The organism is Rhizobium sp. BK529, from assembly GCF_014194105.1.
GTDB lineage: Bacteria > Pseudomonadota > Alphaproteobacteria > Rhizobiales > Rhizobiaceae > Rhizobium.
The window spans coordinates 567,099-579,143 of sequence record NZ_JACIAU010000002.1; the positions used below are offsets into that span (position 1 = coordinate 567,099).

Annotated in this window: 13 protein-coding genes; 4 read left to right on the top strand and 9 right to left on the bottom strand. The window is 59.6% G+C overall.

What is annotated here, in order from left to right; genetic code table 11:
• Position 1: 1 nt before the first annotated feature.
• The 3 genes from FHX08_RS19640 to FHX08_RS19650 form a co-directional block, all read right to left on the bottom strand.
• Positions 2 to 964, bottom strand: coding sequence for an N-acetylglucosamine kinase (locus FHX08_RS19640; protein ID WP_132655275.1), 963 nt, complete (start codon positions 962 to 964; stop codon positions 2 to 4).
• The gene (locus tag FHX08_RS19645) at positions 961 to 1,755 is read right to left on the bottom strand and encodes a DeoR/GlpR family DNA-binding transcription regulator (protein WP_132655277.1); all 795 of its coding nucleotides are present in this window, start codon (positions 1,753 to 1,755) and stop codon (positions 961 to 963) included. The genes FHX08_RS19640 and FHX08_RS19645 overlap by 4 nt, the downstream gene beginning before the upstream one ends.
• Before the next feature lie 202 nt (positions 1,756 to 1,957).
• A complete protein-coding gene (locus FHX08_RS19650) occupies positions 1,958 to 3,274 on the bottom strand; it encodes an alpha-glucosidase/alpha-galactosidase (RefSeq protein WP_132655279.1) in 1,317 nt (438 codons plus the stop codon).
• Positions 3,275 to 3,377: 103 nt separating this feature from the next.
• Between FHX08_RS19650 and FHX08_RS19655 the strand changes: the two genes are divergently transcribed.
• Entirely contained in the window at positions 3,378 to 4,232 is an 855-nt protein-coding gene (locus FHX08_RS19655) for a helix-turn-helix domain-containing protein (protein ID WP_132655281.1), read from the top strand.
• A 15-nt stretch (positions 4,233 to 4,247) separates the two neighbouring features.
• Here the strand turns inward: FHX08_RS19655 and FHX08_RS19660 are convergent, their stop codons facing one another.
• From FHX08_RS19660 to FHX08_RS19680, 5 genes are all read right to left on the bottom strand, one after another.
• Positions 4,248 to 5,009 carry an SDR family NAD(P)-dependent oxidoreductase gene (locus FHX08_RS19660; RefSeq protein ID WP_132655283.1) on the bottom strand — a complete coding sequence of 254 codons (762 nt, stop codon included), beginning with the start codon at positions 5,007 to 5,009 and terminating at the stop codon, positions 4,248 to 4,250.
• Positions 5,010 to 5,022: 13 nt separating this feature from the next.
• The gene (locus FHX08_RS19665) at positions 5,023 to 5,835 is read right to left on the bottom strand and encodes an ABC transporter permease (protein WP_132655285.1); all 813 of its coding nucleotides are present in this window, start codon (positions 5,833 to 5,835) and stop codon (positions 5,023 to 5,025) included.
• Positions 5,835 to 6,701, bottom strand: coding sequence for an ABC transporter permease (locus FHX08_RS19670; protein ID WP_132655287.1), 867 nt, complete (start codon positions 6,699 to 6,701; stop codon positions 5,835 to 5,837). Before FHX08_RS19670 ends, FHX08_RS19665 begins: the two co-directional genes overlap by 1 nt.
• Positions 6,702 to 6,783: 82 nt before the next feature.
• The gene (locus tag FHX08_RS19675; RefSeq protein ID WP_132655289.1) at positions 6,784 to 7,947 is read right to left on the bottom strand and encodes a spermidine/putrescine ABC transporter substrate-binding protein; all 1,164 of its coding nucleotides are present in this window, start codon (positions 7,945 to 7,947) and stop codon (positions 6,784 to 6,786) included.
• Positions 7,948 to 7,969: 22 nt separating this feature from the next.
• Entirely contained in the window at positions 7,970 to 9,058 is a 1,089-nt protein-coding gene (locus FHX08_RS19680) for an ABC transporter ATP-binding protein (protein WP_132655291.1), read from the bottom strand.
• A 190-nt stretch (positions 9,059 to 9,248) separates the two neighbouring features.
• Between FHX08_RS19680 and FHX08_RS19685 the strand changes: the two genes are divergently transcribed.
• The 3 genes from FHX08_RS19685 (at position 9,249) to FHX08_RS19695 (ending at position 11,443) form a co-directional block, all read left to right on the top strand.
• Entirely contained in the window at positions 9,249 to 10,052 is an 804-nt protein-coding gene (locus tag FHX08_RS19685; RefSeq protein WP_132655293.1) for a helix-turn-helix transcriptional regulator, read from the top strand.
• Between the two features lie 138 nt (positions 10,053 to 10,190).
• Positions 10,191 to 11,111, top strand: a complete 921-nt coding sequence (locus tag FHX08_RS19690) for an MYG1 family protein (protein WP_132655295.1) — start codon at positions 10,191 to 10,193, stop codon at positions 11,109 to 11,111.
• Positions 11,108 to 11,443, top strand: coding sequence for a hypothetical protein (locus tag FHX08_RS19695; RefSeq protein ID WP_132655297.1), 336 nt, complete (start codon positions 11,108 to 11,110; stop codon positions 11,441 to 11,443). Before FHX08_RS19690 ends, FHX08_RS19695 begins: the two co-directional genes overlap by 4 nt.
• Positions 11,444 to 11,476: 33 nt before the next feature.
• Here the strand turns inward: FHX08_RS19695 and FHX08_RS19700 are convergent, their stop codons facing one another.
• Positions 11,477 to 11,854: a hypothetical protein gene (locus FHX08_RS19700; protein WP_132655299.1), complete on the bottom strand. Its 378-nt coding sequence runs from the start codon at positions 11,852 to 11,854 to the stop codon at positions 11,477 to 11,479.
• Positions 11,855 to 12,045 lie beyond the last annotated feature (191 nt).

The window sequence follows — 12,045 nt, forward strand, 5'->3', positions numbered from 1 at the left end:
GTCATTGTCTCGATCGCGCGATCACGGCTTCAGCCTCGACCGCGATTTGCCCGAGCCAGCCCTCGTCCAGGGGCCAGTCGAGAAGTTGGGCGGCGGCCAGAAGCGCACCACCAATGGGAGGAAGTACAGGTGCGATCGCTCGCTGGCCGATCCGCCGCTCGACCGCTTCGAGCAGGCGACGGCTGGAAAAGGTGCCGCCTGCATAGGTCCAGTCGGTGCCGGCCTCGCAATGGCTTGCTATCGCTGAATGGTGCTTGGCAAGCTCATCCGCCGCTTCTTCGATCAAACCGATCGCCGTTTCGTCGCCTTGCTGTGCGGTTCTGTCGACAAGGATGGAGAGGGCGGCAATGCCGGCGCGAGGCATGGCAAGCCCGTTGATCCAGCCGCCGAGCGCGTTGATCGGATCCGAAATGTCGAGCTGGAGATGATCGTAGATGGCCGTCGCCAGCGCGGTTGGCTTGCCACGCCCATCAAGGCTTTGGCTGATGAGATGCAGGGCTGTGCGGCCGATCCAATAGCTGCTGCCCTCGTCGCCGATCATATCGCCCCAGCCGCCGGCACGAGCCGATGCCCCGGCAGCATTGCGCGCCCAGGACATGGAGCCAGTCCCCGACAGGATGAGGATGCCTGGCCGACCGGCAAAGGCGCCGAGATGGGCCGCATCGACATCATTAAGCACAGCCTTGCTGACATCCGGGAAAATTTCGTCGATGCATTGTTTCTGCAGCGTCGAGAGATATGCGACCTCGCCATAGGCCGGCAAGGCAGCGCCGACGGCGGCCAGTCCCGCCTCTCTACGGAAGGGTTCGATATGTCGCTCCAGTTCCTGGCGCCAATCGGGATTATCCATGGGATTGACGCCGCCGCCGAGCGCGCTGCGCAGGACTCGGCCGTCTCTGCCGGCCAGGGTGACGAGCACCTTGCTTCCGCCGCCATCGATACCGAGGATCAGCTCTTCGCTCATTCTTTTGCTCCAAGCTCAGCAACGGTCGCATCGACGCCGAAATTGGCGAGCTCAGCGCGCCATTGTGGCGTCAGGCCCTTGTCGGTGATCAGTTTTGCAGCGTTGAGCGGCGCGACCTTGTAAGTCGCCATGGTTCCGAATTTCGAAGAGTCGGCCAGCACATAGCCGTTGGCCGAGCGGGCGAGCATGCGTCGGTTCAAGCTGGCTTCCGCGCTGTCGACGCTATAGATCGCGCCATCGGGACTGATGGCGCTGGCGCCGAGAAACAGCTGATCGAACCAGATCGTTTCCAGCATCGCCTCGGCCTGCGGGCCGACGAGCGAGGCGTTTTCGCTGCGCAGCTGGCCGCCGAGAAGCACGACCTCGAGATGCGGAATGTTTAGGAATTCCTGCGCGACGATCAGACCGTTGGTGAAGATGCGCAGCGGCATTGGATTGATGCGGATTAGCCTCGCAAGCTGAAGAACCGTCGTACCGGCATCGAGGAAGATCGCCGTGCGCGGCAAAAGCTTTTCGTAGGCGGCATTGGCGATCGCGCGCTTGGCCGAGAGATGACGCTTTTCGCGCTCCTGAAAAGCAAGCTCGACTGAAGACCCCTCGGCGATGCGGGCCCCGCCATGGACGCGATCGATGGCGCCATCCTGTTCGAGAACCTGCAGGTCGCGCCGCACGGTCGCAAGCGAAGCGCCGACAGCCTCAGCCAAATCCTGAATGGTCGAAAAGCCGTTCGCATAGAGGTGGCTGCGGATGGCGTCGAGCCGATCGGTCTTCACTCCACCATTCTGCTTCACCGATCGTCCCCTGCGGTTATTCCGTATATTTGCGTCAAGTTCACACCCGATGTGATCAATGTCAATCATAATTATGATCGTTTATGATTTTTTCGAGAAGTTGACAGAACATTGAAATGGCCAAAGAAAAAAGCGCGCCGCCCAAAAGGGCGACACGCCTGCTGATAGTTGATCTGCTGGGAGCAGTGGGCTCTGATCGACCTCAATGGTATTTCGGCAAAAGATCGCCATGTGCTTCGATCAGATCATCGACCAAGCCCCAGATCTCGTCCGGCGAGAGTTCTGCCGATGTATGCGGATCAAGCAGGGCGGCTTGATAGATGCGGTCGCGCTTGCCCGTAAGCGCTGCTTCCACAGTCAGTTCCTGGACCGAGACGCTGAGCTTCATCACCGCGGCAAGCTGCGAAGGAATCCTGCCGATGCGAGTTGGTTGGATGCCGTTCCTGTCAACATGGCAGGGTACTTCCACGATACACTCGGCGGGCAGGTTCTCGATCAGACCGTTATTGGGAACATTGCCGTAGATCAGCGCCGGATTGCCGGTGACGGCAGCGTTGATGATACCAGCGGCATATTCATTGCTGCGGCAAACCTCGATCGGCTTGTCGCCTTCGAGATCCCGCCGCAGAGCATGCCATTCGGAGATCTGCCTCTCGCAACGGTTGATATATTCATCGAGCGGGATGTTCAGCTTGTCGATGAGCTCGGGACGGCGTTCCTTGATGTACCAAGACGTATATTCGGAGAAATGCTCGCTGGATTCCGTTACGAAATGACCGAGCCGCTTGAGCACATCGAAGCGTACCCGATCGTCGGATGGTACGCGTCCTTCTCCAGCCAAAGCCTTCAGGCGGGGATAGAGATCCTCGCGCCGGCCATCCCCATGCAGCTTTTCGTATTTCAAGAAGAAGGCGACATGATTGATGCCGGCTGAAATATAGTTGATGTCGGCAATGTTCTCGCCGAGACATGAGGCGAGATGCGCGGCGGTATGCTGAACGCTATGGCAAAGGCCGACAGTGCGGATGGATGGCGCCAGTTCCTTGACAGCCCAGCAGTTGATCGCCATCGGGTTCACATACTGCATCAGCAGAGCGTTGGGGCATACCTCTTCCATATCGTGGCAGATCGCCTCCAGCACGGGAATCGTGCGAAGCCCGCGAAAAATGCCGCCGATGCCGAGCGTGTCGGCAATGGTCTGTCGCAGGCCGTACCTCTTCGGTACGTCGAAATCCGTCACTGTGGCCGGCCTGTAGCCGCCAACCTGCATCATCAGGATGACAAAATCCGATCCACTCAGCGCCTGGCGGCGATCAAGGGTAGCCTCGACCTTCACATTTTGCAGATTGAGTGCGTCGCAGATGCGCCGCGCGACGATCTCCGATGTTTTCAGCCGCTCGGGATCGATATCGAACAGGCTGATCGTATAGTTGCTGCCTGAGGGCGTGGACAGCACATCTCCCAGAATGTTCTGCGCAAAAACGGTGCTTCCCGCACCCACAAGGCAAATTTTCGGCATTTCGATCTCCCGCCAATCAAGTTGCCAGAGTCGTGCCTCTTCCAATTCAGAATTTCTTCCTGCTATTGAAGCCAGTATTCCCGGATTGGAGCGCAGGAATGCCATGAACGACGATCACGTCAACAGGAGTGGTGAATGGACGGGATCGCCGCCCGGCTTTCTGATCGAACGCCACACGGCCGATGCTATGAGCGCTGCGCATTGGCACGACCATGTCGAGATCAACCTGCTTCTCGATGGCGCGATGACCTATCTGTTCAATGGGCGCCAGGAGCGGGTTGATGCCGGCCGCCTTGTCCTGTTCTGGGCGGCCATTCCGCATCAGACGATCCAGGTCACGCCGGAGGCGCCGCTTATCTGCATCTACCTTCCGCTCGTCGATTTTCTCGCGCTCGCCATCGACAAGAAGGCGAGGCAGGCGATCATGCAGGGAGCATTCGTGGTCGAGCCCAGCCGGCGGGAAACGACATCGCTGACCGTCTCAGCCTGGGTCGAGGAATGGGGCAGGGGCGATCCGGTGCGGCGTCAGCTGATTGCCGAGGAGGCAAAGCTCAGGGTGCGCCGGCTCATACTCGATCATGCCGATGGTCAGGGGTCGCTGATCGCGGCTGCCGCGACGCCGGTCAGCGCTGCAATTCGTCATTCGGAAGTGCTGACCGACCTGATCAACCGGCATTTTTCCGAACAACTGAGCCTGGCGGAGCTTGGAAAACGTGCCCATGTGCACCCGACCACCGCCAACCGAGCGTTTCGCGACGTGCTCGGCATTTCCGTAATGGAATATCTGACGCGTTACCGGCTCGCCAGAGCAATGCAGCGGCTCGCCGAGACCGAGGACTCGATCCTGGAAATCGCCCTCGATTGCGGTTTCGGTTCCAGCAGCCGCTTTTACGATATTTTCAAGCAACGAACCGGCGCCACACCCCGGCAGTTTCGCCTGTCTCTCGATAAGCCTTGACGGCGTCAAAGGTCCCTAGACGATGGTCTCGCCGCCATCGACGACGAGGATCTGCCCGGTCATGTAGGAGGAACGGTCCGAGACCAGAAATAGGATCGGCTCGGCGATCTCCGAGACATTCGCCCAACGGCCAAGGGGCACCTTCTCGGCGATATAACCTTCAATCGCTTCGCGTCCGCCCATCTGCGCGATGAACGGTTCGTTGAACGGGGTGTCCACCCATCCGGGGCAAATCGCATTCACGCGGATACCGAACTTTGCATAGTCGCCTGCCATTTGCCGGGTCATGGCGATGACAGCATGTTTGGTCGTCGTATAGGCGATCATTTCCCGGTCGTAGAGCACGCCCGACGATGATGACGTATTGAGGATCACGCCTTTGCCGGCCTTTTTCATGATCGGCATGGCAAAACGTGACGCCATGAAATGCGCCCGTACATTCAGACTCCAGGACCTGTCGAAGCCTTCGATCGCAACCTGTTCCAGATCGCCGGCGACTTGCGCGCCTGCATGATTGTGGAGAATGTCGATGCGGCCGTGGCGGGCGGCGATGGCGGCAATGCCGGTCTCGAGCGCCCCGTCGTCGGTCACATCGATGACGAGACTTTCGGCACTGCCGCCCGCCTTGGCAATCAAGCCGACGGTCTCTTCAGCATTCGCGAAATCAATGTCGGCAACAACCACATGGGCGCCCTCGCGCGCCATGATCAGCGCACCGGCCCGCCCGATACCCGAGCCTGCCCCCGTGACAATTGCAACGCGATCCCTCAGTATCATGGCATTTCCCCGGTCAGTTTGTCGTTGTCTTTTCGCGCATCAGGAAACGCGCGATGAAAATAAGGACGAGCGAGGCGACCAGCACCATCGTCGCGATCGCATTGATTTCCGGCGTCACGCCACGGCGGATGGAGGCGAAGACATAGATCGGCAGCGTCGTGTTCGAGCCCGCCACAAAGAAAGCGATGATGAAATCATCGAAGGAGAAAGTGAAGGCAAGCAAGAAGCCCGCCAGAATTGACGGCATGATCTGCGGCAGCACGATTTGCCGGAACGTGGTGAATGGCGTCGCATAGAGATCGCTGGAGGCTTCGACGATATCGCGCCCGAGGCCGGCGATACGCGCCTTCACGATCATCGTCACCAGCGCCATCGTGAAGAGCCCGTGGGCGGCAATGATGGAGCCGTAGCCGAGTGTAAGTTTCGGCGGCTGATCGCCAGGCCAGAAGGCCGCCACTACGGGATTGATGAAGCCGAAGACTTCGACCAGTGCCACCAGTGTGGCAATGCCGATCACGACACCCGGCACGACGATTGCAGCAGCAAACAGCCCGTCGAAGATCGCTCGGGTCCGCGCGCCGAGCCGCTCCATGCCGATTGCCGCCATGGTACCGAAGATTGCCGCGAGTGCCGCGCTGGTCACGGCGATCATCAGGCTATTGCGCAGCGCCTCCATCAGGAAGGTATTCGACAGAGCCCGGCCATACCATTGCGTCGAGAAACCGGTGAACTCGCTGGCATTGCGTCCCGCATTGAAGGAGAACAGCACGACGAGCGCGATCGGCGTATAGAGGAATAGATAGACGAAGGTGACGAGCGCGCGCATCAGATAAGATCCACCTGCCGTGTTCCGGCGACACGCCACGCAATGCGCATTGCGACAAGCAGCACGATGACCACGACGGCAACGAGCGTGACGGCGATCGCCGACCCGAACGGCCAGTTGCGGGATTGCAGAAAGAGATCGACAAGCGCGTTACCGATGAAGAAGACCTTGCCGCCGCCGAGAAGTTGCGGGATCAGATATTCGCCAAGAAGGAGGATCGTCACCAGCGCAACGCCGGTCATCACTCCGGGAAGCGACAATGGCAGGGTGATGCCGAAGAAAGTCGAGATGGGTTTCGCACCGAGGTCGGCCGAGGCTTCCAGCAATCTGCGATCCAGCTTCTCGAGGCTGACATAGATCGGCATTATCATCAGAGGCAGGTAGCCATAGACGATGCCGAGCAGCACGGCGCCGGGCGTATTGATCAGCCGAACGTTTTCTATGCCGACAAATTCGAGCAAATGCGGAATACCGCGCGCGCCGAGCAGATACATCCATGCATAGGTGCGCACCAGCAGACTGGTCCAGAAGGGAACGACGACCAGCGAGACGAGCAGCAGCCGGCGCTGTGGGCTCGCCTTGACCGCGAGGTAATAGGCAACCGGATAGGCGACGATGAGACAGGCGATTGCCCCGATTGGCGCGAGGATCAGCGTATTGATGAAGGCGGCCGAGCGCGCACCAAGATTGGCGAACTGCTCGAACGTGAAAGCCGGCTGATAACCGCCTTCCGGCGCGCGCTCCCCGAAAGCGAAGACGATGATGGCGATAAAGGGCAGTACCAGAAAGACGAACAGCCATATACTGGCCGGGCCGACAAGGGCCGCGGTGATCAGGCGCCGTCTGGTGGCGTGGGTCAGGAACATGGCTCAGTCTTCATTCGCCGGGTCGAGGAGCTAAACCGTTCTCCCACGGTTTGCCGCGGGAGAACGGGAATCGGAGAATGCATCAGGCCGACTTGAAGCGCGCCATCAGCTCAGCACGCCCGGGATCGGTAAGTGTCACGGCAGCGCCGAATTCCAGCGGGGTGAGGGCGGCTTCATCCGGATAGACGATCTTGTTCGATGTGATCTCCTTCGGCAACAATGCGATCACGCGGCTGTCGGTTGTCGGTGCACCGTTGGCGATATGCTCCTTCACCGCATTCTGCGGGTCCATCAGGTAGTTGAGCAGCGCATAGCCGGCGGCCTTGTTCGGAGCATCCTTAGGGATCGCGTAATAATCAGTCCAGATCTCGCCGCCGTCGGTGCCCAGGATATAGGCGAGTTCCGGCATGTCGCGGTTGAGCTGCGCACCGTCATTGGTCCAGCACATGGTCAGCCACGCATCCGTCGAGCGCATCGACGGCTGGTAGTCGGAATTGATCGCAAAGAGGTGCGGTTTGACCTTGACCAGCAGCTCTTCCGCTTTGGCGAGCTCGTCGGCCTTGATCGAATTGAAATCGTAGCCGAGCGAGACAAGAGCGCTGCCGATCGTCGTCAGCTGATAGTCGTGCACCATGGCACGACCGTCGGCTTCCGTCTGGGCGATCTCGAAAAAGTCCTTCCAGCTCGAAAGCTTGGTCTTGATCTTCGACGTATTGACGGAGAAGCCGGTTGTGCCCCAGTTCTTCGGCACGGCATAGGTCTTGCCGTCGATTTGGCCTTCCTTGGTGAAACGTGGGCTTTCGCTTGCCTGGCTGAAGTTCGGAATCTTCGAAAGGTCGAGTTCCTCGATCAGGCCGAGCTTGTGATAGGTCGAGATCGTATAATTGGTCGGCACGAAGAGCGACCAGCCGGAGGCGCCGGCCTGCAGCTTGGCAAGCATTTCCTCGTTCGAGCCGAAGACGTTGACCTCGACGGCAACGCCCGTTGCCGCCTTGAAGTTCTCGAAAGTCGCCGGGTCATGATAGTTCGGCCAAGTGGCAATCGACATCTGCGTGCCCAAGTCTTCTGCCGCATAAGCAGGTGTCGAAAGCGCGCCCGGGAAGCGCGACAGCACGGCGGTTGCGAGACCGAGACCGGTGACGCCGAGGAAGTGTCGGCGGCTGACGGAGCCGCGCTTCAGGCGCATGAATTCATCCATGAGGCCTTCGGCCGAGATGGGAAGATTGTCCTTATAATCCTTGCTCATGATGCTGTTCCCTTGTTTCGGTTTATGCATTCGATGCTGGAAAGACATGGATGGCGGCAGGGTCGAAACCGAGGAAAACCTCCTCGCCCGGCTCCACGAGATCACTCTCGTTCATACTGCGTCGATCAGCGGTGATCAGGAAATCGCCGAGCCCCGGCACGCTGACGGCATATTCCGCCGATGAGCCGAGGAAGATGCGATGCGTCACCGTCCCCTTGAATGATGTGCCTGCTGCCGCCTTGCGAGTCAGATGGATTGCCTCGGGTCGGAGTGCCGCAATGACGTTGCCTGATTCGAGCTTCTTGCCGGAGGCGATTGCCGAGCCATCCGCCAGCCTGAGCGTCGTGCCGTCGGCCTCCATCGAAGCGGTGATACGGTTCGTCTTGCCGACGAAGTCGGCGACGAAAAGATCGGCCGGGCGGTCATAGACCTCCTGCGGGCTGCCGAGTTGCCGGATGCGGCCCGCGCTCATGACGCAGACGACATCGGCCATCGAAAGCGCTTCTTCCTGGTCATGGGTGACGAGAACGAAAGTGATGCCGAGGTCACGCTGAAGGGTCTGCAACTCGATCTGCATGGCCGAACGCAGCTTCTTGTCGAGTGCTGCCAGCGGTTCGTCGAGCAACAGGACCGAGGGGCGGTTGACAATTGCGCGGGCAAGGGCCACGCGTTGCTGCTGGCCGCCCGACATTTCATGAATCCGCCGCTTGGCGAAGCCGCCGAGCCGAACCATCTCGAGCGCCTCGGCGACGCGTCGGTCGATCTCTTTCGCCGCGATCCGGGGGCGCATCTGCTTCAGCCCATAGGCGACATTCTGCTCGACGTTGAAATGCGGAAATAGCGCATAATGCTGGAAGACCATGTTGACGGGCCGGCGATAGGCGGGAACGCCGTTCATTTCGCGCCCATCAATCAGCACTGATCCCGCGCTCGGCTGCTCGAAGCCGCCGATCATACGCAGGCAGGTCGTCTTGCCGCAGCCGGAAGGGCCGAGCAGCGCTAGAAACGCTCCTTTGGGCACAGTCAGGTTGATGTCCGTTACGGCGGTCACGGCGCCATAGTTTTTCGTGACTGAACGGAATTCGATATCGTTCGTCGAAGCGGATGCCACGTCTGTTCCCTGCGGTTGGTTTGGAATGGCAGTCTGTCGCTGCCTTATTGCCACCGTCGTTAAGGAAAGAGTAAGCCTGAGCCTCTTGCACGGTATATACCCCGAAAGAGGTATTTAGGCGCGTAACGTTTCGTGGAAGGTGTATATCTCGGCCGCGTGGATTGCGCGGCGCGGGGGAAGGAGCACGCTGGTGAGCATCGACTTGGAGACGCTGTTTGCAGCCTTCAATGCGACGATCGGCAAGCCCGCCATGAGCGATGCCGGTTTTGGCGATACATATCGCCAGATGATGGCCTCGCTCGTGCGCTTCGATTACGTCGTCGTCTTCGCCTATCGGGCAAAAGAGCGGCCGATCGATCTCTACAGCACCTTCGACCGCGACGAGCACGTCGTTTTCGTCACACTCTATCAGGCAGGTCCCTATCTGCTCGACCCCTTCTATCATACCGCTCGGGAACGTCGCGAAGGTGTCTTCAGGATGCGCGAACTAGCACCGGACAGATTCTTCTCCAGCGAATATTACCGCACCTATTACGTTCAAACCGGACTTGCAGAGGAAATCGGCTTCTTCGTGCCTGTCGATGGCGATATTACCGTCGTCCTTTCGCTGATGCGGCGGGAAAAGACCGGCGGCTTTCCACCCGCCGAATTCTCGACGCTGAAAAAGGTCGAGCCGCTCGTGGCCAGCATGGTGAAACATTACTGGGCCGGGCTCGCGCCACGCTTCGATGCCCAGCTTGCCGCAAGGGGCAAAAGCCGCCGTAAGAGCGAAATCGTCCGACGTGCGGATACGGTCTGGCACGATCTCAACCTCACGGGTCGCGAAACGGCGATCGTCGAGCTGGTGTTACAGGGGCACTCGTCGGAATCGATCGGCCTGAAGCTCAACATTTCGACGGGGACCGTGAAGGTCCACCGCCGCAACGTCTATCGCAAGCTCGGCATCTCCTCGCAAACACAGCTGCTCTCGCTTTACCTGAAAAACCTGAGCTGAGGATGCCGCGGCCGGCAAGGTGCGATTGTTCGTCGTCAGAAGAATTGTGCCGCCCTTTTCCTCACGCACTGTTGAGCTGGCAGCGGACGCGGGCTATCAGGACGGAAATACAATCGGCTGCGAGAGGCGTATCTGATAATGATCCTTTCATACCTGGTTACGCATTCCGGCGGCTTTCACGCTGATGAGCTGCTCTCGAGCGTCATCCTCAGCCGAATCTTCCCCGAAGCACGGATCGTCCGAAGCAGGAACATAGAATGGACCACGCCGGCCGCTGATCGCATCATCTATGATGTCGGCGGGCAATATGACCCTGCCGCGGGCATTTTCGACCACCATCAGCGCGGCGCGCCAGTGCGAGAGGATGGAAGGCCCTACAGTTCCTTCGGCCTCATCTGGAAACATTACGGGCCGGATTATCTTGCGGCCTTGGGGGTGCCCGAAGCGCATATCGCAGCGGTGCATGCATCCTTCGACGCCAAATTCGTGCTGCCGGTCGATTTGACCGACAATGGCGCGCTTGATCTTTCGATTGCAGGCGAGCTGGCCGGCCTGACGCTGCCAGCGCTTCTTGAAACCCTGAAGCCGGTTTTCGATGCCAAGGATCCCGATGCCGACGACCGGGCGTTCCACGCTGCCCTTTCGATCGTCCGCAGTTTCGTCGAGGCCGGTATCGCGGCGCAGGATGCCAAGCTGCGTGCCGAAGGCCTTGTTCTCAAGGCGATCGATGAGACAGGCGAGGGCAGGATCCTCGAACTGCCGATGGGCATGCCCTTCCGCGCCGCGATTGTAAAGGCCAAGGCCGATCAGCTGCTTTTCGTCGTTCACCCGCGGGAAAACGACTGGTGCCTCACCGGCATTCGGCGTTCCGACGAGGGCTTTGAACTGCGCGCGGATTTGCCTGCCTCCTGGGCAGGGTTGACCGGCCATGATCTGGAATTGGCTTGCGGCGTCGAAGGAGCAACTTTCTGCCACAAGGGCCTTTTCGTTGCAGCCGCAAAGACGCGAGGGGCCGCTCTTGCGATGGCGCAGATCGCTGTAGAACGGGCGCTGGCATGATGATCGTCGGGCCTAAGATCGCTATGGGCCTGTTCCTTTTGAGCCTTTCTGGCGCGTGTTGCGGAGCAAGCCTGGCTGCCGATCGGAAGTCCGATACGTTCAAACTGCCTGAAGATGTGCGAGCCTTTATGGAGCGCCGCGACGGATGCGATCACTTTCGGGGCGAGGATTCGCCCTATGCCGAACGGCGCGCACAGATTGACGAGGAGCTGAAGCGGCTCTGCACGGGGACTGACGCCGAGCTTGCCAGATTGAAACGCTTTTACACCGGAAACGAAACCGTACAGCGTTTGCTTGCCGAATATGAAGTCAACATCGAGACTGAAAATTAGTCCGGCGGCAGAAACGCGCAATGAACGCTCCTGTCAGACTTCCATAACGTCTTCGAACGATTCCGGAAAATTCTGACGCGCCACCTTCTCGTTGATGACGAGCATCGCCTCATAGGACTTCGGGTCGAAATCCTTGTCTACTGCGACCACTTCTCGTCCGAACAGCAGGTTGAGCCGCGCGGCGTCGAGATTGCCGCGCTCGAAAGGCTCCGCCCCGAAGTAATGCCAAAGCGCATGCAGGAAGGCTGCATCGACACGGTGTTCCGCCGTGCCGGGCCGGGCGCGACGAGGCAGTGCCTTGATCGGCGTCACGCCCTTGGGGTTGGCGCGGCGGATGGTGAACTGAATGCCGCTGCCGGGCATGCCGGACGGAAAGCCTCGGTGCTTCGTCATATCGGGAAGATTGGCCATCGCTGCCCTCTCTCTCGCATTGCGATCGTGTCATGTCTAAATCGATGCCGGGTTCGCCAATGGCGACACCCGCAATCACACGAATAGCGATCTCGGCGACACTTAGCGAGCAGAGAATATATGCGCCCGTCGTCCCTTCGGACTGGCCCGAGCGAGCACAACTGAATGCACGTTGATCTTTGAAGTCTCGT